The organism is Pseudodesulfovibrio sp. lm2024 (assembly GCF_051175575.1).
Lineage (GTDB): Bacteria > Desulfobacterota > Desulfovibrionia > Desulfovibrionales > Desulfovibrionaceae > Pseudodesulfovibrio > Pseudodesulfovibrio caledoniensis.
The window spans coordinates 102,391-123,748 of the sequence record NZ_CP195092.1; the positions used below are offsets into that span (position 1 = coordinate 102,391).

A 21,358-nucleotide genomic window follows, 5' to 3' on the forward strand; every position below is an offset into this window, starting at 1 on the left:
CTTGCCCGGACATTATTTTCCCCTGCCATATCAATTCACTGCCGCGTCGATTGCGCCTGCTTTCCCGCCTGCGGCACCGCGTGGCCCCGATTTTGCTCAATCCCTTGCAAGGCGGGGCTAACCGCCAAAGTTTTGACGTCGTAAAGGAGCACGATGCAAAATGCCTAGACAGTCCATGAAACGAGGAAGACGGCCCGAACTCATGTGGGGGCTTGGTCTTGACGAATCCGTGGTGCGCCAGATCGTCGACGGCGTCGGACCCGGCTTTCACGTCCGCAATTTTCCCGAGGACGCTCTGCCCGTGAGCCGCGAGCTGGATCAGGAGGAAAAGCCTTCGGCCGCCTGGATTCCCTGGTCGGTCTGGTCCGCCTTCCCCGAATCCCGCAAGCAGGAATACCGCGATCACGACGAGACCCACCGCATCCTCATCCAGGACGGCGACGCGGAGCTCGAGATGGAACAGGTCCTGGCCGAAGGGTTCCTGACCGCCGTGGACCTGCCCCTGACCCGGCCCAAGATCCAGGACGTCATGTTCCGCGCCAAGGAAGTGAAGAGCCTCTACTCGGACATCTACCGGATGACCGAGGAGATCATGCTCGAGCGCGAACTGCTGTCCCGCAAGACCGATCAGCTCATGTTCCTGAACAAGCTGCTCGCCTCGGCCACCGAGAGCCTCGACGCCGGCACCATCCTGGCCAACGCCAAGAACTCCCTGGGCCTGATTCTGCCCGTCAAGGTGCTGCACGCCGCCTTCTGGAACACCGGCTCGGACAACGCCGCCGACGTGGAGATATTCCTCAACGGCAAGATGACCCCGGCCTCGGAGTCCGAGTGGATCGAGCGGATCATGACCTCGGCCAGCTCCCTGGGCTCGGGCGCGGTCAACGGCTTCCAGCTTTCCTACACCGATCCGGTCCGTCGGCCCGAATATTCCCTGGCCCCGGACCAGGGCAAGCTCGTGACCATGCCGCTCACCGCCGGGCACCAGACCTTCGGCTGTCTGTCCCTGCTCTGCGAACCTGGCTACCGGCTGGGCAAGGACCAGGTCGAAACCCTGCGCTCCGCCGTCAACCACGTGGGGTTGGCCCTGCGCAACGCCCTGGCCTTCAAGGAGGTCAAACTCCGCGCCGACCGCGACGGTCTGACCAAGCTCTACAACCGCCGCTCCTTTGACGAACGCCTGGTCTACGAGATCAAGCGTAGATCACGTTATCATCACGACCTTTCGCTGCTCATGGTCGATCTCGACCACTTCAAGTCCGTCAACGACACCTACGGCCACAAGGCGGGCGATCTCGTCCTGCGCAAGGTCGGCGAAATCCTGTCCACCGTGTTCCGCACCACCGACCTGGCCGCCCGCTACGGCGGCGAGGAGTTCGTCGTGCTCCTGCCGCACACCAGCGAAGAGGCCGCCTGGAAACTCGCCGAACGCGTGCGTACCGCCGTGGAAAACTGCGCCTTTGACTTCAACGGCCAGAGTTTCTCCGTGACCGCCTCCATCGGCGTCGCCTCCGTGGAAGGCGGCTCCCTGGCCGCCACCGACGACGACCTCGTGCTCAAGGCCGACAAGGCCCTCTACCAGGCCAAGAACAACGGCCGGAACATGGTCGTGGTCTCCGGACAGAAATCCAGGTCCGCACACAACGCCATGCAATAGCGCGCCACAGTGAACAAAAAAGCCCCGCCCGGAGTGAATCCGGGCGGGGCTTTTTTTGCGCCTCCGGCGGGCCCTCGCCGGGCGGGCGTCTCCGACGGCCAAAGAACCTTTTGAGAAAAGGTTCTTTGGAATCTCCCAAACCTTTTGTGTCGCCTGCGGCGAAAGTGCGGACGCGGAGTGGCGGATTGTTGCGCGAAGCCGCACGGCCTCGTTCCGTTCCCTCCGTCCAAATCGCCAACCGGCACGGCGGAAGGCGTCCCTTGCCAGCCTTTCGCGGCCGCTCGTACCTGAGCGAAGCGAACATGGGATTCTTAAGGCCTTCGGCCTTAAGCGGGGCCGCGTCGGGCCTTCGGCCGAGCTTGCTCGGTCTTAGAGCCGTCGACAGCAGCGATAGGGCAGCGCCCTGGTCTCTCCGAAGGAGACCGCCGGTAGGCCCGCCGGAGGCATCCTTCTCTCCGCCGTACCGGCCTTCCCGCCGCTGATATCCGCCACCCTGTCAAGTTGATTTTTTATACCTCTCAAGCGTTTTTCCCATACATTCGCCGACATTTCGGGGTGGCCCGTAAAAGCGGGGCTATGCTCCTCCCAAACACTTTAACAGGAGGATTTCCCCATGGGAGGAACCGTAAGTTTGATCGGAAGCGTTTTGGGAACCCTGATGAGTTCGAACAAGAGGCCTGACAACTCCATGAAGGATGAGCGGGAGGCCCGCGAGCGCGAGCAGGCCCGGCTGGAGGAGGACGAGCGCCGCCGGGACCGCGACAAGGTCCTGGAGGCCCGCCAGTTGGAGGGCAAGCGCAAGGCGGAGAGCTTGCTTTCTCAAGGTGCGACGTCGCTAAAGGACGCCCCGGATGTCTCCGGCAAGGCGTTGAAGACCAAGTTGGGGGAGTAGCATGGACAGAACCGAACTGGCCCGTTCCCTGTTGACGCGCTTCTCCGGTTTGGAGGAGGCCCGCCGCCCGTGGGTGGGATCGTGGCAGGAGCTGACGGAATACATGTTGCCCCGCAAGAACAGTTTTACCGGGCTCGGCGGGAGTTCCATCGGGCGCGGCCGGGCGGGCGACGAGCGCATTTTCGACTCCACGCCGCTGCACGCGCTGGAGTTGCTGGCCTCGTCGCTGGGCGGGTTGCTGACCAACCCTTCGCTGCCCTGGTTCGACATCTCGGTGAAGGACCGGGCCGTGGGCGACGGGGACGAGGTCCGCGCCTTTCTGCAGGAGGCGCGCGAGCGCATGGTGGCGGTGTTCAACAGCGAGGATACCGGGTTCCAGGCGCACGTGCACGAGCTGTATCTGGACGCGGCCCTGCTCGGCACGGCGGTCATGTACGTGGAGGCGGATCCGACCACCGTGGTCCGGTTCTCTTCCAGGCCGCTGGGCGAGGTCTTCGTGGCCGAGTCCGCGCGCGGCCGGGTGGACACCGTGTACCGCAAGTACGAGGTCACGGCCCGCCAGGCCATCCAGGAGTGGGGCGCGGCCTGCTCGGACGAGACCAGGCGCAAGGGCGAAGACCGCCCCGAGGAGCCGGTGGAGGTCCTGCACGCGGTCTTTCCGCGCCTGGACCGCGACCCGGCGGGCTTCGGCTCGGCGCATTTTCCGTTCGCCAGCGTGTACCTGGAGGTCAAGAACAGCCACGTGCTGGAGGAGAGCGGCTATCTGGAGATGCCGTACATGGTCCCGCGCTGGGCCAAGGCCGCGGGCGAAACCTACGGCCGGGGGCCGGGGCAGACCGCGCTGTCCGACGCGCGCGTGCTCAACGCCATGGCCCGGACCGCGCTCATGGCCGCCGAGAAGATGTCCGACCCGCCGCTGATGGTCCCGGACGACGGTTTTCTCGGACCGGTCCGGTCCGGTCCGGGCGGGCTGTCCTATTACCGGGCCGGGTCCTCGGACCGCATCGAGGCGTTGCCCGTGAACGTGGACCTGCGCGCTGCCGAGGAGATGATGAACGGCCGCCGGGAGTCCATCCGGCGGATATTCCTCGGGGACCAGCTGGCCCCGGAGGGCCCGGCGGTCACGGCCACCGAGGCGGTCATCCGCCAGGCCGAAAAGATGCGCGTGCTCGGCCCGGTGCTGGGCCGGTTGCAGACCGAGTTCCTCGGCCCGCTGGTCCGGCGGGTCTTCCGCATCATGCTGCGCGGCGGGTCGCTGCCGCCGTTTCCCGAGGGGCTTTCGCCCGACGACCTGGAGGTCCGCTACACCTCGCCCGTGTCCCGCGCCCAGAAGCAGTACGAGGCCCAGGGGCTGGCCCAGGTCATGGAATACCTCGCGCCCCTGGTGGGCGCGCAGGACGCCTTCGGGATCATGGACAACTTCGACACCGACCGGGTGGCCCGGCACGTGACCGAGCTGTTCAACACCCCGTCCGACTACCTCAAGTCCGAGGAGCGCGTGGCCCAGGGCCGGGAGCAGAAGCAGCGGGCCGCGAGCACGCAGCAGACCGCGTCCACCGTGGCCAATGTCGCGGCCATCGCCAAGACCCTGTCCGAGGCCTACACGGACCGGCCCAGCGCCCTGACCGAGCTGTGGGGGATGCTGACCGGCATGCTCGGGGCTGGGGGCCAAGGCATGACGCCCGATGCGGCGCAGCCCGATCCCGAACAACCTTCCCCCGCACAATCCGACCCTGCGGCATACGAGGAGGCCCCCCATGCCTGAGACCAGCCCGCTGGAACTGCACCGGGCCTACAGGCGGCTCTTCGCAACCGCTGACGGGCGCACGGTCATGGCCGACCTGGAGCGGCGCGGCTGCTTCATGCGGCCGACCTATTCCACGGACCGGGGCCGGACCGAATTCAACGAGGGCCGCAGGTCCCTGGTCCTGCACGTGAAGCAGATGCTTGAACCCGAAAACTTCATTGAAAAGGAGAACAACCGATGACCGACAAGAATGAGAAGCAGAAGAATTGGCGGATGACCCTGCCCGAGGAATGGACCGTCCGCCATGTGGGCGATGACGGCGCCGAGACCGATATCCCCCTGCGCGACCACCCGGCGCTGAGCAAGTACGCCACCAAGGACGAGGCCGTGAAGGCCCTGGTCCATGCCCAGCGCATGCTCGGCAAGACCCCGGAGGGGTTTGTCCGCGTGCCCGGCGACCAGGACTCGCCCGAGGATCTGGACGCCTTCTACGCCGCTTTGGGCAGGCCCGAGAAGGCGGACGGCTACGAGCTGCCGGACATGGAGCTGCCCGAAGGGTTCGCCCTGCGCGAGGATCTGGTCGGCGGCCTGCGCGAAAAGGCCTTCGAGCTGGGGCTGACCCCCAAGCAGGTGGCCGGGCTGTACCAGTGGTTCCTGCCCCGGGTCCTGGACACCCACCACGCCATGGAGGCCGAGGCGGGCAAGCTGCGCGAGTCCGAGCTGGAATCCCTGCGTTCCGTGCACCGGGGCGACACCCCGTCCCTGCTCGATTCGGCCCTGCGCGCGGCCGAGGCCGTGGGCGGCGAGGAGCTGCTGGCCGCCCTGGACGACACGGGCGCGGGCAACCGGGCCGCGGTCATCAGCGCCTTCGCCAAGATCGCGCCCCTGGTCCTGGAGAGCGGCCTGCGCGGTTCGGCCCGTGGCTGGGGCGAGGATCTGACCATCGAGCGGCTGCGCGAGATGATGCAGGACCCGCGCTACAAGGACCCGACCAAGCGCGAGGATTCGTTCGTCAAGAAGGTCAACCAGGGCTTCGAGCTGCTCTATCCCGGCGACTACGTGCCGGGCAGCCGCATTTAAGACTGTTGAAAAGGGGCCGTCTGCGTCGTCAAGTGAATTGTCTGCGAGTCTTCGAGCAGAACAAGACCTTGCGCCCCAGGTGTGCTCGGATAATCCGCCTCCTCACGTATGGAAGGATACGCTGCGGGGCGGATTATCCTCGCGCCTAGCATCCAACTCCTTTTGAACAGTCTGCAAGATGCTGCGAGGGACCGCCGGTCCCTCTTCGTCATACCCCCTGGAGGGCCGGGGGCGAAAGCCTCCGGCCCGTATGCAAAGGGACGGAATATGAATGAGTTATTGAATACCGATACATTCACCCGCACTCAATCCGGCCGGTCCCGGAGCGGGCCGGACGCCCGGCTCCCCGAGCGGCAAGGCCTAAGAGGCCAACGACGCGGCCGCCAGCGCCGGAGCCCTCGGCGGCATGGTGCAGTCCAAGGGACAGCATGGGAAGGGGAAGGTCACCGGGAGTGATAAAATCATAGACGATTTTAAGACAGAATACGAAGCCGCAGCGCCTACGGACAAACCAAAAGTTAAGGCCAAGTTTCAAAAGAAAATTGGTGCATTAAAGGAAGAAGCCAAACAAGCGACGGGGAAAGAGCGGAAAAAACTGCTTAAGCGGGCGGATCAGTGGAAGGGGGCATTGAAGATCATCACCGACGGAAAGATCCGTCCGGGGGCACCGTTGATCTTGTTCGATGTCCCCCTTTTTCAGCGGTTGCTCGACAATCACTTCTCCGACCCGAGCCTTCCGGACAAGACGTAAGCTGAACGGGCGGCCTTCGTGCCGCCCCTCGCTTTAAGTCTGTTCAACGACCAGTTCACTGTCAACCAGAGAGGCTGTGTAAAATTGGTCTTTCATGCGGCGCACGTTTTCCGCGTCTTCCAACTCCTTGAGCCAGCTCGCAAAGTTGTTCAGGAGGTCTTTCTCAACTATGAGTTCTTTAACTCGCGGAGAGATTTCGGCCGGGACGGTCGAAATGATGATGTAGGGGGAACGGTCGGCCCATCCGCCGCTCGTATAGGCCTCGCCGAGCATCCGTGAGGAAAGGAACGTGCTTTCGTTGCGGTACTCGTGATTATAGGAGAAAGCGACAAAACGGAGTTTCGTGACTCCTGCCCGTTCCAATGCCGCGTCCAGATCTCTCCGTCTTATGGGATAGGTGTATCCCTTGACCAGCTTGTCGCGGCCCAGAAATTCGTATTCCAAAACCATTGCGGCCTCCTTTGCCGAGTCAATATATGGTATACGATTGAAGGGGGCAAGGATGGTCCGGAGCGCACCGCTGCGGGGGAGGGGCAGAGGGCGGGCCATGCCCTTTAGTTCCGGGGCGTTGAGGGTCTTTGAGAATTCCCATGTAATCCTTGCGTTTCTGACCTGAACCGGAGTATTCTTGACATTTTGCCCCGTTGCCGTAGAAAGGGCGGACCGGCCCGGAGCCGTGTCCCGTCAATTCAACCAGCGCCGCACCTATGCTTTTCAACTCACCGGAATTTCTTTTCCTTTTCCTGCCAGCGGCCTGTCTGATCTTTTATTTCGCCCGGCGCGTTTCGCCCACGGCCCAGGTGGTTGCCATCATCGGGCTGTCGCTTTTCTTTTATGGTTACTGGCGCATAGAATACTTGCCTGTGCTCCTGTTCAGCCTGGCGACCAACGGGCTGTTCGCGTTTTTGATCAGCCGATCCCGGTCGGACGCCATGCGCAAGACGTGGCTCGTCCTCGGCGTGGCCACGGCCCTGTCCGTGCTCGGCTTCTACAAGTACACCCACTTCCTGCTGGAGAACCTGAGTCTCCTGTTCGGCTTCGAGTACACGGGCCAGGCCGGGGAGATCCCGATCGGCTTGTCGTTCTACACCTTCACGGCCATCGCCTTTCTGACAGACATCCACACCCGGCGCATCCAGGGCTACACCTGGCCGGAATACGGGGCGACCATCACCTACTTCCCCCACCTGGTGGCCGGGCCCATTCTCTTCCATCACGACACCATCCCGCAGCTGCGCGAGCCGGGCGGCATCCGCTTCTCTCCGGAGCGGGTCATGCTCTTCCTGTTCTTCTTTTCCGTGGGGCTGCTCAAGAAGACCGGGCTGGCCGACAATATCGCCCACTTCTCCGACCCGATCTTTGCCCAGGTGGCGGGGGGAGGCATCCCGAACCCGGGCCAGGCGTGGCGGGCGGCGCTCTGCTACTCCATGCAGCTCTATTTCGACTTCTCAGGCTATTCGGACATGGCCATCGGCCTGGGCTGCCTGCTCGGCATCCGCATCCCGGCCAACTTCTATTCGCCTTACCGGTCCAGGAACATCGCCGAGTTCTGGCAGCGCTGGCACATTTCGCTCGGCTATTTCCTGCGCACCTACCTGTACATCCCGCTGGGCGGCAACCGCAAAGGGGCTTCGCGCACCCTGGTCAACCTGTTCATCGTCTTCTTCCTGTGCGGGCTGTGGCACGGCGCGGGCTGGACCTTCGTGGTCTGGGGCGTCATGCACGGCGCGGCCATGGTTGTGCAGCGCGTCTTCTCCACGCGCGTGAAGCTGCCGGACACCCGATTGGTCGCGGTCAGCTCCATCCTGGTCACCTTCGTTTTCGCGGTCTTCGCCTGGGTGGTCTTCCGGGCCGAATCCTTCCACTCGGCGTGGGTCATCATACAGGCCATGGTCGGCGTGTCCGGTGACAGGCTGCACAACCTGCCCGACACGCACGTCGAGCTTTACCTCGGCCTGCTCATGCTCGTGGTCTGGTTCATGCCCAACACCCTGCAGGTCATGCGCCGGTTCGACCCGGCCATCCTGCTCGGCAGGCGCAACGAGTATCCCTTTGCCCGGCTGGTGCCCGCCGTCCTGCGCGAGGGACACGCCTTCGCCTATGCCGCCGGGGCGTTTTCCGCCCTGGCCCTGGTCACGGGCACGGTCTTCATGTTCGTCAACGGGCAGGTCCGGTACCTGTACTTCGATTTCTGATGCTCAAGCGATTTTTCATAACCTTCGGACTGGTGGCCCTGGTCTACGGCGGGTTCGCTGCCTTCAACTTCGCGCTGGTCTACCTGGCCGGAGAAACGCGGCCGTACACCGACATAGCCCGCGCCCAGGCGGAGAATCCGGACATCCTGTACGGCCCGCTTTTCAACAACAGCCACGCGGCCTACAAATACGCGCTCATGGAGGCGCGGCCCCACGAGGTGGTGGTGGCCGGGTCGTCCCGCGCCCTGCAATTCCGCCAGGCGTTCTTCGGCAAGCCCATGGTCAATTGCGGTCGGATCATGTCCAGCGTGCGCACCGCGATCAACTTCTTAAAATACATGGAGCGACAGCCACCTCAGACGATCCTTGTCCTGGTCGACTTCTGGTGGTTTCGTGAACCGTTGAGCAAAGTCACAGGGGGGCACACGTTCACCCATCCGATCGGCACCGAGCGCAGCCTGGACATGTTTTTCCTGCCTTCCTGGTACGTGATCGAGGGCAAGGTCGGCATCGGCCCGGTCCTGCGCGGCTCCGCCTTGTTCAACAAGCGGCCGCTGCGTATCGGCCTGCGATCCATGAACCAGGAGGCCGGGTTCGAGGCCGATGGTTCGCATCTGGAGCCCGCGGGTTCCCAGCAGACCCACGAGGCCATGGTCGCCAACGTCAAGACGCGCATCGGGCGGACCGAGTTCCGCTACAACGACAAGCTCCAGACCGGGGCCCTCGAGGCCCTCTTCGGCGAGGTGTCCAAGCTGGAGGGACTGGGGCACAAGGTGGTCGTGGTCTTTCCGCCCATCTCCCCGGCGTTTCAGGAGGAGCTGGAAACCAACGCGGGATACGCCTACGTGGGTAAGACCCTGCAATATGCCGCCCGGCATGGGGCCGTGGACCTGCAGGACCCGGCCCGGCTCGGCCTGACCCCGGACTATTTCCAGGATTCCCTGCACACCACCCAGCGCGGCGACGCCAAGGTTCTCCTTGAGCTGGCCCGCCTGCATCCGGAACTGCGTCCGGTCCTTGACCTCGGCGCGGTCGAACGGTTTCTGGCCTCCACCGGAAACTGACCGGTCAACGCCCGGTCTCCTCTCTGTCCGGGTTATCTATTCTTCTTCTTCGGAAACAACGGCCTCGAGGTCGGCCATGAGCGCGTCGAGGTCCAGCCCGTAGCGGGTGGCCGCGTCGGCCACGGTCTCGAACAGGGCCTTGCAGAGCAGGCATTCGCCCGCCTGTTCGTCGCGGGCGCGGAAGACCGCTTCGGTGGCGCGGTGTTGGTGGACGATGTCCAGCAGGGTCATGTCCGGGGTGACACGCCGGGTCACAGGATCTCTCCCATGGCTCGGGCCAGGGCCTGAGGGATGTGCGGGATCAGCTCGCCTATCTGCGAGGCCGGGGTGGGGCGGGCCGCCTCGCCCGCGTAGCGGTTGGCCTGGGCCGCCACGTGCGCGGCCTTGTGCGCCGACAGCCCGGCCGCCATCAGGGCGCAGGCCATGCCCGTGACCGTGTCGCCCGTGCCGCCCATGGCCTCCATGGCTTCCACGGACGGCGCGCTCACCTCGGCCAGGACCCCGGTGCGGTCCGCGACGCGGTCCACGCGTCCCTTGACCAGCAGGCAGCGGGCCGCGTTGTCGTGTTCATAGGCGCGCCCGATCAACTCCGGCACCCGGTCCTCGTCCTGGAGAATGAACCCCCGTGTGTAGAAGGGGTGCGGCGCGGCCTCGTCGGCCAAAAAGGCCAGCTCCCCGGCGTCGGGCGTGAACAGGGCGTATTCCCCGGCGTACCCGCTCATCTTGGCCGCGTACATGAACCCCGCGTCCGCCACCAGGGCGGGCGGCCCGGCCATGGCCTGGGCGGTCAGGAGCACGCGGTTGTGCCAGTCCACGTCGGGCTGGAGATAGTGGAAAGCCAGGACCGCGCAACGCCGCGCGGGCAGCACCTCGACCAGATGGCGGTACAGCTCGCGGCTGCCGTTGCCCAGCCCCTCGTCGCCCGCCAGCAGGGCGTGGGGCGGGTTGGCCCCCAGAAAATCGCAGGTTATAGCTGCGGCGGCCAGCAGGGCCGGGGTGCCCCGGTCCGGGGGCAGGGCGCGGCCGCCCACGGTGAGCGTGTCGCCCGCCACGGCCGCCAGGGCGTCCAGCACGGGCACGGCCGGGTCCGGTATGGTGCCGACTACGATGAGCACAGGCGCACCATCTCCTCGTGGGCCAGCTCCAGGGCGTAGCCGCACAGGGTATGGCCGATCTCCCGGGGGGAGGGGGCCTCGTCCAGGGTGCGCCCGATGAGACGGGCCGCGATGTACGGCACGTCCGGGCAGCCGCCGCCGGACACGTTGACGATGCGCCGGGTGCCTTTCTCCACGGTCAGCTTCATGTTGGCCGCGCGGACCATGAGATGGTCGCCGAAATCCTTGACCTGGAAGAGGTCCACCGGGGAGAGCAGAGGGCCGGTCACGGGCACGCTCTCCAACGGCTCGGTCCCGGCCTCGGCCAGGATGCGCAGGATGTCGAGCTTCTCCATGAGCGGGAACTCCACCACCAGGTCGCAGCCGCGCTGTATCTCCGGGGGCGGGCCCATGACCCGGATGTCCCGGCCGGTCTCCCTGAGGAGCTTCTCGGCCCGGATTACCTCGCTGGTGTGCTCGAACACGAGCAAGCCCCGGTCCGCCCGCGTCCGGGCGGGCGGGCCGGAAGCCTTTTTTCTGAACAGGTCGGCCAGGGCCAAACCTAGCCTCCGAGCAGTTTCAGGCGGTATTCGCCGCCTTCCTCGGATATGGAATCCACCTTCCAGCCCTTGCCCTGGGCGGCGCGGGCCACGTTTTCCTTGGACGCCTCGGTGTCCACCAGGACTTCGAACTCGCCCGAGCCCATGGCCGCGATCTTGGCCAGGGTATCCAGTACCGGTTGGGGGCACGACAGGCCCCGCGCGTCGACTAATTCACTCATGGCGTCCCCCTATGCCGCTTTCTTGCGCATGGTAAAACCGATGAACAGGCAGACCGCCAGGCCGATGAAGACCGCCGCGATGCCGTGCGGGCCTACGCCCTTGGGCGAGCTGGCCAGACCGAAGTTGTGGGAGAAACCCGCTCCCACGATCATGCCGAGCACGAACACGGCCGCGTCGCCGTCGCCCTCGCCCGCCATGAACAGCTGGCGGCCCGGGCAGCCTCCGGCCAGGGCGAAGCACAGCCCGGCCAGGACCATGCCCATGCAGTTCCACAAACCCTGGGTATGGGCCACCGGCTGGTTCGCGAAGCCCACGTGGAACTGGCCGAGGATCAGGTTGACCGCGAAGGCGGCCACCAGCAGGGCGATCACGCCCGAGAGCAGGTGAACTTGCTTGAACAGGATCAGGTCGCGGAAGGCTCCCATGGTGCAGAACCGGCTGCGCTGGGCCAGGATGCCCACCAGCAGGCCCACGGCCAGGGAGATGAACAGGGGCGCGTGCATGGCTCCGGGGCCCTTGAGGCTGTAGAAGAGCACGCCGGACTTGGCCTCGTCGGCCACCTGCGGGTAGATGAACATGAGCGCCAGGAATCCGGCCATGATCAGGGGCATGATCACCCCCACGGACAAATAGGTCTTCTGGGCCCGGCCCAGGTTGTAGCCCTGGCGGAAGAACAGGGTGCCGATGCCGATGCCCACGATGAGCCCGGCGATGCCGAACAGGGCGTTCAGGTCGCCGCCCGCCAACCGCAGGATGGCGCGCCAGGGGCAGCCCAGGAAGACCAGGGCCCCGATCATGGCGAACACGCCGAGCACGAAGCGGACGATGGGCGCGGAACCGGCCCGGGGCCGGAAGTCCCTGCCCATGAAGGCCGCGCCCAGCGCGCCGAGCACGAAGCCGATGATCTCCGGGCGCATGTACTGGACCACGCCCGCCCGGTGCAGCCCCACGGCTCCGGCGATGTCCCGTTCGAAGCAGGCCACGCAGATGCCCATGTTCCCCGGATTGCCCAGGTATTGCAGCAAAGCGGCCAGGCCGCCGATGACGAGCCCGACGGAAATGATCCCTTTCCGTGAGGCGAAAAAGTTGGTCATACCTCCTCCTTGAGTAAAAAGCGGACTTTCCCCCAATAAAGAGCAGACCTTCCCTCAATTCCGACACGAAACATAGAGGAATACAACCGGTCGGGCCAGACCTTTTTATATACGTACGCTTTTGCACCCATAGAGTATATCAATGCAAGCGGCGCAAACAGCGGGAGGGCGGAAGGAGTATGCGCTGGAGGCCGGAAAAGGACTACGGGCGGGGAGGTTCGTTCTCGATGTCGGACAGGGTCTGGCGGAAGGTCTCGACCTGCGGGCCGCCCAGGGACACGGCCTTGCGCGCGGCTCCAAGCGCCTCGTCGCGTCGGCCCAGCTCGTCCAGGACAAAGGCCAGGTTGTTGAAGGCGATGCCGCTGTCCGGTTTGGCCTCGGTGGCCTTGCGGAAGGCCGTGGCCGCGCCGGGCGCGTTGCCCAGGGTGTAGCGGACGTTGCCCAGGCCGATCCAGGCGTCATGGCTGCCGGGCCAGCGGGCCGTGGCCGTGGCGTAGGCCTGCTCGGCGGCTTCCCACTGTTTGGCACGCTCCAACCCCACGGCCCCGTCCAGCCATTCCTTTTCCCGCGCCGTGGCGGGCAGGCGCGAGGGCGGCAGGACCAGGAGTCCCCAGAAATCCGGGCCCCAGGTGTTCTCGAAGACCCGCCACGGGGTGCGCTTGGACCGGATCGCGCCCGAGTTGAGCAGGACCTCGCCGGTGGCGTTGTCCAGGCCGGTGACCACGGCGTAGTGCCAGACCGGATACCAGGAAAGCGCGAGGTTCTGCAGGACGATGACCGGATTGCCCGCGCCGATCTCGGCGGACAACCGGTCGCCCCCGTGGATGACGTAGGCCATGCGCCCGTGGCGGCGGGCGGCGGTGATCATGTCGGGCTGGATGCTGCCCTTGCTCGCCGGGGTGTAGACCTCGGCGGTCAGGTCCTCGGGCGCGGCCCGGAGTCCGCTCCAGGTCATGGCCATGGCCAGGGCGGCCGGGCCGCACTGGTACTCCTCCTGGGGATAGAAGGGCACGTCGGGCACGCGGGTCAGTTCCGCGCCCGTGGGCGAGGGCGGCATGACGCCGCCGTACAGGCTGCAGCCCGATCCGAGGGCAAGGAGGAACAGGGCGAGACAGGCGGTGGCCATGCGGCCGCCGCCCGATGTGATGCGGTGCATTGCGTTCCGGCTATCTGGCCTTTTTCACGAACGGGAAGACGTCCGTGGCTCCGGCCATGTCCGTGATGAGCAGGATGATGAAGACCAGGAGCACGGCCCCGATGACCACGCCGAAAGCGCCGCCGCCCGCGGGCATGTCGTTCATGCGCTCCGCGATCTGGTTGACCTCGGCGTCGGACAGGGCGCTGACGCGCTGTTCGACCTCGGACACGGACAGCCCCTTGCTCTGCAGGACCTGGCGCACGTCGTCGCGTTGCAGCTGGCTTAGGACCATGGCGCGGTTGTCCGCGCTGCGGCTGGCCGACAGGGCCGCCTCGGTGGAGACGAGCCCGGCCCGGGCGGTGGCGACGTTCAGGACGAGCAGGGAAAAGACCACGGTCAGGCAGACGATTCTGCTGAACTTATTGTACATTTTGAGGATTCCTCCGGGTTGTCGTTTTTCTCGGACAGGCGTGTTATAACCCACGGCGGACCTTACCGCAAACCCTTGGCAGACATTTGCACAAGAAGTCCGGTCCGCCATCGGCCTTGACACCGCCCGCCCCTGTCCTGCAAGGAACGCCCATGCATAATCTCATAGAGCTGAACAAGAACGACCTCGAGGCCTTTGTGGCCGAGGACCTGAAGGAACCCCGCTACCGGGCCGAACAGATCTGGCAGTGGCTGTGGCAGAAGCGCGTGCGCGGCGTGGAGGCCATGACCAACCTGTCCAAGCCCCTGCGCGAGAAGCTGGCCGCCATGGCGCACATCGTCTGGCCGGAGATCGCCCGCGTGGCCGAGAGCCGGGACGGGACCATCAAGTTCCTGCTCAGGCTGGCCGACGGCAAGCTCATCGAGACGGTGCTCATCCCCATGCAGGACCGCTACTCCCAGTGTTTGTCCACCCAGGTGGGCTGCGCCATGGCCTGCACCTTTTGCAACACCGGCAAGCTCGGGTTCGAGCGCAACCTGACCTACGGCGAGATCATGGGGCAGATTCTGGTGGGCCGCCAGTACCTGGCCGACCGGGGGATGAACGAGCTCAAGAACCTCGTGTTCATGGGCATGGGCGAGCCCCTGCTCAACCTGGACACGCTGATCAAGGTTTTGACCGACCTGCCGTGCGAGCGCGGGCTGTCCCTGTCCTGGCGGCGGTCCATGGTCTCCACCGTGGGCTTCCCGGACAAGCTCAAAGTTCTCGGTGATCTGGAGATAGCCTTGCCCGCCATTTCCCTGCACGCGCCCACCCAGGAGCTGCGCGCCAAGATCATGCCCAAGGCCGCCAAGGTCCACCTGGACGACCTCATGGCCGTCCTGGCCGCCTATCCCATGCGTCCGCGCGAGCGGATCACCTTCGAGTACCTGCTGCTCAAGGACGTCAACGACTCCATGGAGCACGCGGACCAGCTGGCCCGGCTCATCGACCGCAGGAAGGGCAAGATCAACCTCATCGCCTACAACGCCACCGAGGGCATGCCCTACGGCGCGCCCGACCGCGACCGGGTCGAGGCCTTTGAAAAGCGTCTGTGGGATCACGGCCTGACCGCCTTCATCCGCCGCTCCATGGGCGCGGATATCAAGGCGGCCTGCGGCCAGCTCAAGGCCGACAGCCTCGAGAAGGAATAGGGCCTAGCGGTCCAGTCCGTGTTTTTTCTTGAGTGAGTCCACCAGCTCGGACCGTTTCTGGAGGAACTCGTCGAACTCCCGCAGAACCCGGGGGTGCTTGATGGTGGACAACCGGTAGGAGCCGGTCACGTGCGGCAGGTCCGGGTCGAGGACCAGCTGGTCCCGGCGGCCCATGGCGGTCAGCAGATGGCGGGCCGCCTCCATGTTGGCGTATACCCCGTCCACCCGGCCCACGAGCCCTTTGGCCAGCAGCCCGGAGATGGAGGCGTTTTCCGACACCTTGATCGACTTGGGGCTGATGGGCGGATCGAGCAGCCAAGGCTTGAACCCGGCGAGGATGCCGAGCGTCCTGATGGCTCCCATGCCCTTGCCCAGGTTCTCGGGCTTGACCAGGATGCCGTCCGTGTACGAGCAGGCCGGATCGGAATAGACGATGTTCAGCCCTTTGCGCCTGCTCGGGTGCCAGTCAGGGGCGTCCGGGAACTTCAGGTCCAGGTCGCGGGTCTCCAGGAACTCCTGGTACAGCCGTTTCACGGGCAGGGCCACGTAGACCATGGTGTAGCCGTATTCGATGGCAAAGGAATCGAGCAGGTCGCGGGCGTACCCTTCGTAGTCGCCGTGGCGGAAGGAGCCGTAGGGCGGATAGTCGATGCGCTCCACGCCCAAGGTCAGCGCCTCGGACTCGGCCGGGGCCTTTCCCGCGCACAGCAGGGTCAGGGCGCAGAAGGCCAGCAGGGCCGAGGCCAGGAGCGGAAGGCGGCGTGGGGCCGCGTGTCTTTCGGGGGGGCGTCTTGCGGGGTGCTTGGGCATTCTCGTCGTCGTATCCTCGGCTCGGCTCCCTCGGGCCTCGGCAGGTGGATACCTTGTATTCGCCCTTCTGACAATGGTTGGTTTCGCGCGGGCGCAAGACCCTCGGGAGCGGGCGCGCGTCCACCAGCGCCGTGGTCCGACCGCCGGAAAGGCCCGAAATACGGGGGTTGCCATCCCTCCACTACATATGTATGGGTAGCGCCAGCCGCAGAAGCACTGCGGACATCATATATCAGGAGTGCAGCATGGCAGCCACCGTGGACGAAATCACCATCAACTATTCCGAAGACAACCAGCTCATCGTCAAGGAGCTGGACAAGGTCGTTCTTTCCAAGGGCGCCTGGACCACCATCGTGTTCCGCTACCAGGAACTCAACCGAGCCAAGGGTGAATACGGTCCGGACAAGTACACCATCCGCCGCTACCAGAAGGTGGACGGCACCTACCGCCCCAAGTCCAAGTTCAACATCTCCTCCCAGGCCCAGGCCAAGAAGATCGTGGACGCCCTGGGCGCCTGGATCGACTAGCCTGGCGGATTGCTCCATGTTCCTGGGCTCGCACATGTCCATCGCCGGAGGCCTGCACATGGCCTTTGAGCGGATCATGCGGGTGGACGGCACGGCCCTGCAGATTTTCACCCGCAACCAGCGGCAGTGGAAGGTCCCGGAGCTGACCGAGTACGACGCGGAACTGTTCGCGGCGGCCCGCGCGCAGTGGGGCGACTACCCGGTGGCGGCCCACGATTCCTATCTGATCAATCTCGCCTCGAACAAGGAAGACCTGCTCAAGCGCTCCACCCTGGCCTTTGCCGAGGAACTGCGGCGCATAGAGATCCTGTCCATCCCCTACCTGGTCACCCACCCCGGCTCCCACCTGGGCGAAGGCGTCGAGGCGGGCATAGCGCGCTACGTCGCCAACCTGGACCGGGCCATCGAGCTATCCGGCACCAAGAAAGGCATGGTTCTGCTCGAGACCACCGCCGGGCAGGGCACCAATCTGGGGTCCTCCTTCGAGGAACTGGCGGCCATCATCGAGGCCTCGGCCCATCCGGACCGGTTGGGCGTGTGCTACGACACATGCCACACCTTCGCTGCCGGATACGACATCCGCACCCCGGATACGTACGCGGCCACCTTCGAGGCCTTCGACCGGATCATCGGCCTGGACCGGTTGAAGTTCTTCCACCTGAACGACACCAAGAACGGGTTCGGCTCCCGCAAGGACCGGCACGAGCACATCGGCCAGGGCGAGATCGGCGTGGAAGGGTTTCGCAACCTCATGCGCGACCCGCGCTTCGCGGACATCCCCAAGACCCTGGAGACCCCCAAGACGGAGGACCTCCAGGACGACGTCCGCAACCTGACGCTCTTGCGCGAACTGGCGAAATAGTCTTTCATTCCCCGACCACCCGAACCCGAACCACACACCCCGCCCTCGTACCTTGCGCAAAGCGCACCCGAAAAGTTTGGGAAAAGGAGGGGATGGGGGTCCGGGGGAAGGGGAGAGGGACAACCCTTTTCAAAGGGTTTCCCTCTCCCCTTCCCCCGGCCGCCGGAGGCCCCACTTGAAACTCGACGCCATCATATTCGACTTTGACGGTACCCTGGCCGACGTGCCCCTGGACTTCGATTTCATGAAGACCAAGATCGCCGCGCTCGGCGAGGTGTTCATGGACGAGCGCCCGGTGCCGGACGGCACGCCCGCCCTGGAATGGCTGGAAAAGCTGTCCGCCCAGGTCATGGAACGCGATCGGGCCGAGGGGATGGAGTTTCTGTCGCGCGGACGGCTGGTCATCGCGGCCATGGAGCTGGACGCGGCCCGCGACGGCTGCCTGTACGAGTTCACCCGGCCGCTGCTCGACGACCTCAGGGCGCGCGGCGTGGCTACGGGCGTGATCTCCCGGAACATCTCGGCGGCCATCAAAAGGGTCTTCCCGGACATCGAGGACCACATGCAGGTGTTCCTGCCCAGGGAGAGCTCGGACCGCCTCAAGCCCGACCCCGCCCACCTGCTCCGGGCGCTCGAATGCGTGGGCGTGCCGCCCGAACGGGCGCTCATGGTCGGCGACCACCCCATGGACGTCCAGACCGGCAAGGCCGCCGGAACCCTGGCCGCCGGGGTGACCACCGGGCGCATCGACGCCGCCGGTTTTGCCCCTTTCAAGCCCGATTACGTCGCCAGCGACGCGGCCGCCCTCATGGCCGAGCTACGGCGGTCCGGGCTGATCTGACCCTGGCGCGATTGCGGCCAGCCGTTCACTGGTGAAATTTCTCCGATACGCAGAATATAATTTCTGACTGCGCGGTAAGCGTCATACGTTACCGCGTCGGCCAGACGGTATTTCCATCTCAAAGCAAGGAAACGTACATGCGATTCAAGAACTGGAGCCTTCGGCTCAAGATACTGGTTCCCACCTTCACCATCGTTTTTCTCCTCATCGCGGCCAGTACCGTGATCATGACGATCAAGGCCACGAACCTGGCCGTCAGCCAGGCCGAGGATCTGGCTCGGGACCGCGCCCGGGGATACGCCACGGACGTGGGCCAGGCCATCGACCAGGCCGTCACCGTGACCCGCACCCTGGCCGTCATGTTCGAGAAGGGCGCGGTCCACGCCACCGTGCCCGACCGCGAGCTCCTGGACTCGGTGCTGGTCGGCGCACTGCAGCAGAACGACGCCCTGGCCGGGGTCTGGTGCGCCTTTCCGCCCGACGATTTCGACGGTCGCGAGGCCCACTACAAGGACAAGTACAAAGGGGCCTACCGCAATTGGTACTACCGTGACGGCGGGACCATCGCCTCCAACTTCGCGGGTGCCGGGTTCGAGTCCGAGGCCTGGTATGCCGAGCCCATGTCGGGCAGCGGCGAGACCCTGACCGAACCCTATCCCTGGGACGTGGCGGGCAAGCAGTTCTGGCTGGCCTCCACCGGCTACCCGGTGAAGAAGAACGGCAGAAACATCGGCGTTGTCGGCGTGGATTTCTATCTGAACGACCTGCAGAAGAACGTCCTGTCCATCAAGCCCTTCGGCACGGGCTACGCCTTCCTGGTCACCGGCCAGGGGTTCATCGTGGCCCATCCCCAGGCGGACTGGGTGGGCAAGAATCTCAAGGAGGTCCTGGGCGAACGCAGCGGCAAGGTCCTGAGCGCCGTTCAGGCGGGCAAGAATTTGTCCTATGAGATCACCTCGCCCATGGACGGCGAGGAGTCCTTCGTGACCTATTCGCCGTTCGAGATCGGCAAGTCCGGCAAGTACTGGGCCCTGGCCGTGGTCACGCCCATGAGCACGGTGCGCAGCCATGCCGATTCGTTCACCGTGATCAGCGCTGGCATAGGGGTCGTGACCCTGGTCGTGCTGCTGGCCGTCCTGTGGGTCATCGCGAAGATCATCACCGGGCCGGTGCTCAAGAGCATCGACCTGGCCCGTTCCCTGGCCGACGGCGACCTGACGCGGGACATCGACGTGCACCAGTCTGACGAGGTCGGCCAACTGGCCGACGCCTTGCGCTGCATGGCCGCCAAGCTCAGGCAGGTCATCGGCGAGGTCTCCGAGTCCACCGAGAGCGTGGCCGCGGGCAGCGAGGAGCTGTCCGCCTCGTCCCAGAGCCTGGCCGAAGGCGCCAACCGGCAGGCGGCCAGCGTGGAGGAGGTTTCGGCCTCCATGGAGGAGATGGCGGGCAACATCCGGGCCAACTCGGAGAACGCCACCGAGACCGAGCGGATCGCCACCCAGGCGGCCGAGCGGGCCGAGGTCAGCGGCAAGTCCGTGGGCGAGGCCATGGCCGCCATGACGGATATCGCGGAACGCATCTCGATCATCGAGGAGATCGCCCGGCAGACCAATCTGCTGGCGCTCAACGCGGCCATCGAGGCGGCACGGGCGGGCGAGCACGGCAAGGGATTCGCCGTGGTGGCCGCCGAGGTGCGCAAGCTGGCCGAGCGCAGCGGCAAGGCCGCGTCCGAGATCAGCGAGCTGTCCGGGGCCACGGTGAGGAAGGCCGAGGAGGCCGGAGCCCAGCTCGGGGAGCTCATCCCGGACATCGAGCGCACCGCCGACCTGGTGCGGGAGATCGCCGCGGCCAGCGCCGAGCAGGAGACCGGCGTGGACCAGATCAACAACGCCATCCAGCAGTTGGACCACGTCATCCAGCAGAACGCCTCGGCCTCGGAAGAAATGGCTTCCACCTCCGAGACCCTGGCCGGAGAGAGCACCCAGCTGCAACAGTCCATCAGCTTCTTCCATCTGGGCCACTCCCGGCCTGTGGCGGTCGGCCAACGCAAGGCGTCCCGCCCCTCGCCCCTCGCCCTTCCCCGGGCGGCGGACGCTGACGACAGCGGGTTCGAACGGTTCTAGGCCGCGACGTCCCGACGTATAAACGGAAAAAACCCCGGGCCGACCAGTGTCGGCCCGGGGTTTTCCTCGCTTGGGCGGGGAGGCTTAGCCGAGCACGTCGCGCAGGGCTTCGGGGAGCTCCGGGAAGGAGAATTCGAAGCCCGCCTTGGTCAGCCGCTCGGGCAGGGCGAATTGCCCGGACAGGAGGACCTCGTCGGCCATCTGCCCGAAGAGCAGGCGCAGGGCCAGGGGCGGGACCGGGGTCTTGTACGGGCGGCCCAGGATGGCGCCGAGGACGTGGGCGAACTTGGCGAAGTTGACCGGAGTGGGGGCGCAGAGGTTGTAGGGCCCGCTGGCCTCGGGGTTTTCCAAAAGGAAACGGATGGCCCGGGCCTCGTCCTTGATATGTATCCAGGAGACGCCCTGCAACCCGTCGCCCGGAGGCCCGCCGAGGTAATACTTGAAGGGCGGGAGCATGCGCTGCAGCGCGCCTCCGTGACCGAGGACCATGCCGGTGCGGATGATGCAGCGCCGGGTGCCCCTCTTCTCGAGGGCGGAGGTGGACCCCTCCCACTGCCTGCAGACATCGGCCAGGAAGCCGGACCCGGACTCGGCGTATTCGTTGATCGTCGTGGTTCCGCGCGGGCCGTAGTAGCCCACGGCCGACCCCTGGATGAGCACGCCCGGAGCCACGCCCGCCCGCTCCACCGCCTTGACGATGCGCTCCCCGGCCTGGACCCGGCTCTGGAGGATGCGCTGCTTGCGTTTGCGGGTCCACCGCCCCCCGGCAATGTTCTCCCCGGCCAGGTTGACGATGGCCGTGTCCGGGCCGAGCACGTCGGTCCAGCCGTTATCCCAGGGCATGCCGATGACGCCCCCGTTTTTGAACACGTCGGCGACCTTGCCCGGTGTGCGCGACAGGATGAGAATATCCCAGCCGTGTTCCCGCAGTTCCCGAACCAGTTCCCTGCCGATGAAGCCGGTTCCACCGGCGATTATTGCACGCACGTATCCTTCACCTTGTCAGTATTGCGGTCTTCGAGCGTCATATCCGGGACCCAGAATACCACGAGTGGATATTCATTACCAGACACTTATA

At 65.4% G+C, this 21,358-nt stretch carries 23 protein-coding genes; 13 read left to right on the forward strand and 10 right to left on the reverse strand.

Annotated features, from left to right (window positions below; translation table 11 throughout):
- Positions 1-175 precede the first annotated feature (175 nt).
- The 6 genes from ACR42D_RS00485 (at position 176) to ACR42D_RS00510 (ending at position 6,127) form a co-directional block, all read left to right on the forward strand.
- Entirely contained in the window at positions 176-1,657 is a 1,482-nt protein-coding gene (locus ACR42D_RS00485; protein WP_484564913.1) for a sensor domain-containing diguanylate cyclase, read from the forward strand.
- A gap of 658 nt (positions 1,658-2,315) precedes the next feature.
- The gene (locus tag ACR42D_RS00490) at positions 2,316-2,549 is read left to right on the forward strand and encodes a hypothetical protein (RefSeq protein ID WP_484564914.1); all 234 of its coding nucleotides are present in this window, start codon (positions 2,316-2,318) and stop codon (positions 2,547-2,549) included.
- A 1-nt stretch (position 2,550) separates the two neighbouring features.
- The gene (locus ACR42D_RS00495) at positions 2,551-4,314 is read left to right on the forward strand and encodes a portal protein (RefSeq protein ID WP_484564915.1); all 1,764 of its coding nucleotides are present in this window, start codon (positions 2,551-2,553) and stop codon (positions 4,312-4,314) included.
- Positions 4,307-4,537, forward strand: coding sequence for a Bbp19 family protein (locus ACR42D_RS00500; RefSeq protein WP_484564916.1), 231 nt, complete (start codon positions 4,307-4,309; stop codon positions 4,535-4,537). Before ACR42D_RS00495 ends, ACR42D_RS00500 begins: the two co-directional genes overlap by 8 nt.
- Complete coding sequence (locus tag ACR42D_RS00505) at positions 4,534-5,376, forward strand: hypothetical protein (protein ID WP_484564917.1); 843 nt, start codon at positions 4,534-4,536, stop codon at positions 5,374-5,376. Before ACR42D_RS00500 ends, ACR42D_RS00505 begins: the two co-directional genes overlap by 4 nt.
- Before the next feature lie 406 nt (positions 5,377-5,782).
- Entirely contained in the window at positions 5,783-6,127 is a 345-nt protein-coding gene (locus ACR42D_RS00510; RefSeq protein WP_484564918.1) for a hypothetical protein, read from the forward strand.
- Between the two features lie 33 nt (positions 6,128-6,160).
- On the opposite strand, the gene ACR42D_RS00515 is transcribed toward ACR42D_RS00510, so the two are convergent.
- Positions 6,161-6,577: a hypothetical protein gene (locus ACR42D_RS00515; protein WP_484564919.1), complete on the reverse strand. Its 417-nt coding sequence runs from the start codon at positions 6,575-6,577 to the stop codon at positions 6,161-6,163.
- A 257-nt stretch (positions 6,578-6,834) separates the two neighbouring features.
- Between ACR42D_RS00515 and ACR42D_RS00520 the strand changes: the two genes are divergently transcribed.
- The gene (locus ACR42D_RS00520) at positions 6,835-8,322 is read left to right on the forward strand and encodes an MBOAT family O-acyltransferase (RefSeq protein ID WP_484564920.1); all 1,488 of its coding nucleotides are present in this window, start codon (positions 6,835-6,837) and stop codon (positions 8,320-8,322) included.
- The gene (locus ACR42D_RS00525) at positions 8,322-9,386 is read left to right on the forward strand and encodes a hypothetical protein (RefSeq protein ID WP_484564921.1); all 1,065 of its coding nucleotides are present in this window, start codon (positions 8,322-8,324) and stop codon (positions 9,384-9,386) included. Before ACR42D_RS00520 ends, ACR42D_RS00525 begins: the two co-directional genes overlap by 1 nt.
- Positions 9,387-9,422: 36 nt before the next feature.
- Here ACR42D_RS00525 and ACR42D_RS00530 read toward each other — a convergent pair whose 3' ends face one another.
- From ACR42D_RS00530 to ACR42D_RS00560, 7 genes are all read right to left on the reverse strand, one after another.
- Positions 9,423-9,641: a hypothetical protein gene (locus ACR42D_RS00530; RefSeq protein WP_484564922.1), complete on the reverse strand. Its 219-nt coding sequence runs from the start codon at positions 9,639-9,641 to the stop codon at positions 9,423-9,425.
- On the reverse strand, positions 9,638-10,501 hold the full coding sequence (locus ACR42D_RS00535) for an NAD(P)H-hydrate dehydratase (protein WP_484564923.1): 864 nt from the start codon (positions 10,499-10,501) through the stop codon (positions 9,638-9,640). The genes ACR42D_RS00530 and ACR42D_RS00535 overlap by 4 nt, the downstream gene beginning before the upstream one ends.
- Positions 10,489-11,040 (reverse strand): putative Se/S carrier protein, encoded by a 552-nt coding sequence (locus ACR42D_RS00540; protein WP_484564924.1) that lies wholly within the window; start codon positions 11,038-11,040, stop codon positions 10,489-10,491. The genes ACR42D_RS00535 and ACR42D_RS00540 overlap by 13 nt, the downstream gene beginning before the upstream one ends.
- 2 nt (positions 11,041-11,042) lie before the next feature.
- Positions 11,043-11,261: a sulfurtransferase TusA family protein gene (locus ACR42D_RS00545; RefSeq protein ID WP_484564925.1), complete on the reverse strand. Its 219-nt coding sequence runs from the start codon at positions 11,259-11,261 to the stop codon at positions 11,043-11,045.
- 9 nt (positions 11,262-11,270) lie between these two features.
- On the reverse strand, positions 11,271-12,356 hold the full coding sequence (gene yedE / locus ACR42D_RS00550; protein WP_484564926.1) for a YedE family putative selenium transporter: 1,086 nt from the start codon (positions 12,354-12,356) through the stop codon (positions 11,271-11,273).
- 202 nt (positions 12,357-12,558) lie between these two features.
- Positions 12,559-13,512, reverse strand: coding sequence for a PA2778 family cysteine peptidase (locus tag ACR42D_RS00555; RefSeq protein WP_484564927.1), 954 nt, complete (start codon positions 13,510-13,512; stop codon positions 12,559-12,561).
- Positions 13,513-13,522: 10 nt separating this feature from the next.
- Positions 13,523-13,924 carry a PA2779 family protein gene (locus tag ACR42D_RS00560; protein ID WP_484564928.1) on the reverse strand — a complete coding sequence of 134 codons (402 nt, stop codon included), beginning with the start codon at positions 13,922-13,924 and terminating at the stop codon, positions 13,523-13,525.
- A gap of 152 nt (positions 13,925-14,076) precedes the next feature.
- Between ACR42D_RS00560 and rlmN the strand changes: the two genes are divergently transcribed.
- A complete protein-coding gene (gene rlmN, locus ACR42D_RS00565; RefSeq protein WP_484564929.1) occupies positions 14,077-15,117 on the forward strand; it encodes a dual-specificity RNA methyltransferase RlmN in 1,041 nt (346 codons plus the stop codon).
- Positions 15,118-15,120: 3 nt separating this feature from the next.
- Here rlmN and ACR42D_RS00570 read toward each other — a convergent pair whose 3' ends face one another.
- The gene (locus tag ACR42D_RS00570; protein ID WP_484564930.1) at positions 15,121-15,927 is read right to left on the reverse strand and encodes a substrate-binding periplasmic protein; all 807 of its coding nucleotides are present in this window, start codon (positions 15,925-15,927) and stop codon (positions 15,121-15,123) included.
- Positions 15,928-16,172: 245 nt separating this feature from the next.
- Between ACR42D_RS00570 and ACR42D_RS00575 the strand changes: the two genes are divergently transcribed.
- The 4 genes from ACR42D_RS00575 to ACR42D_RS00590 all read left to right on the forward strand — a co-directional run bounded on the left by ACR42D_RS00575 (position 16,173) and on the right by ACR42D_RS00590 (position 20,280).
- Positions 16,173-16,454, forward strand: coding sequence for a hypothetical protein (locus ACR42D_RS00575; RefSeq protein ID WP_014323020.1), 282 nt, complete (start codon positions 16,173-16,175; stop codon positions 16,452-16,454).
- A gap of 16 nt (positions 16,455-16,470) precedes the next feature.
- The gene (locus ACR42D_RS00580; RefSeq protein WP_484564931.1) at positions 16,471-17,316 is read left to right on the forward strand and encodes a deoxyribonuclease IV; all 846 of its coding nucleotides are present in this window, start codon (positions 16,471-16,473) and stop codon (positions 17,314-17,316) included.
- Positions 17,317-17,491: 175 nt separating this feature from the next.
- Entirely contained in the window at positions 17,492-18,157 is a 666-nt protein-coding gene (locus ACR42D_RS00585; protein ID WP_484564932.1) for an HAD family hydrolase, read from the forward strand.
- A 137-nt stretch (positions 18,158-18,294) separates the two neighbouring features.
- On the forward strand, positions 18,295-20,280 hold the full coding sequence (locus ACR42D_RS00590) for a methyl-accepting chemotaxis protein (protein ID WP_484564933.1): 1,986 nt from the start codon (positions 18,295-18,297) through the stop codon (positions 20,278-20,280).
- A gap of 84 nt (positions 20,281-20,364) precedes the next feature.
- Here ACR42D_RS00590 and ACR42D_RS00595 read toward each other — a convergent pair whose 3' ends face one another.
- The gene (locus tag ACR42D_RS00595; protein WP_484564934.1) at positions 20,365-21,267 is read right to left on the reverse strand and encodes a TIGR01777 family oxidoreductase; all 903 of its coding nucleotides are present in this window, start codon (positions 21,265-21,267) and stop codon (positions 20,365-20,367) included.
- Positions 21,268-21,358: the final 91 nt, after the last annotated feature.

Coding starts and splice junctions, on each gene's coding strand:
- ACR42D_RS00520 (WP_484564920.1), top strand. CDS start 6,835: ATGCTTTTCAACTCACCGGAATTTCTTTTCCTTTTCCTGCCAGCGGCC.
- ACR42D_RS00590 (WP_484564933.1), top strand. CDS start 18,295: ATGCGATTCAAGAACTGGAGCCTTCGGCTCAAGATACTGGTTCCCACC.
- ACR42D_RS00495 (WP_484564915.1), top strand. CDS start 2,551: ATGGACAGAACCGAACTGGCCCGTTCCCTGTTGACGCGCTTCTCCGGT.
- ACR42D_RS00545 (WP_484564925.1), bottom strand. CDS start 11,261: ATGAGTGAATTAGTCGACGCGCGGGGCCTGTCGTGCCCCCAACCGGTA.
- yedE (WP_484564926.1), bottom strand. CDS start 12,356: ATGACCAACTTTTTCGCCTCACGGAAAGGGATCATTTCCGTCGGGCTC.
- ACR42D_RS00560 (WP_484564928.1), bottom strand. CDS start 13,924: ATGTACAATAAGTTCAGCAGAATCGTCTGCCTGACCGTGGTCTTTTCC.
- ACR42D_RS00525 (WP_484564921.1), top strand. CDS start 8,322: ATGCTCAAGCGATTTTTCATAACCTTCGGACTGGTGGCCCTGGTCTAC.
- ACR42D_RS00490 (WP_484564914.1), top strand. CDS start 2,316: ATGAGTTCGAACAAGAGGCCTGACAACTCCATGAAGGATGAGCGGGAG.
- ACR42D_RS00500 (WP_484564916.1), top strand. CDS start 4,307: ATGCCTGAGACCAGCCCGCTGGAACTGCACCGGGCCTACAGGCGGCTC.
- ACR42D_RS00485 (WP_484564913.1), top strand. CDS start 176: ATGAAACGAGGAAGACGGCCCGAACTCATGTGGGGGCTTGGTCTTGAC.
- ACR42D_RS00580 (WP_484564931.1), top strand. CDS start 16,471: ATGTTCCTGGGCTCGCACATGTCCATCGCCGGAGGCCTGCACATGGCC.
- ACR42D_RS00575 (WP_014323020.1), top strand. CDS start 16,173: ATGGCAGCCACCGTGGACGAAATCACCATCAACTATTCCGAAGACAAC.
- ACR42D_RS00555 (WP_484564927.1), bottom strand. CDS start 13,512: ATGCACCGCATCACATCGGGCGGCGGCCGCATGGCCACCGCCTGTCTC.
- ACR42D_RS00570 (WP_484564930.1), bottom strand. CDS start 15,927: ATGCCCAAGCACCCCGCAAGACGCCCCCCCGAAAGACACGCGGCCCCA.
- ACR42D_RS00515 (WP_484564919.1), bottom strand. CDS start 6,577: ATGGTTTTGGAATACGAATTTCTGGGCCGCGACAAGCTGGTCAAGGGA.
- ACR42D_RS00505 (WP_484564917.1), top strand. CDS start 4,534: ATGACCGACAAGAATGAGAAGCAGAAGAATTGGCGGATGACCCTGCCC.
- rlmN (WP_484564929.1), top strand. CDS start 14,077: ATGCATAATCTCATAGAGCTGAACAAGAACGACCTCGAGGCCTTTGTG.
- ACR42D_RS00510 (WP_484564918.1), top strand. CDS start 5,783: ATGGTGCAGTCCAAGGGACAGCATGGGAAGGGGAAGGTCACCGGGAGT.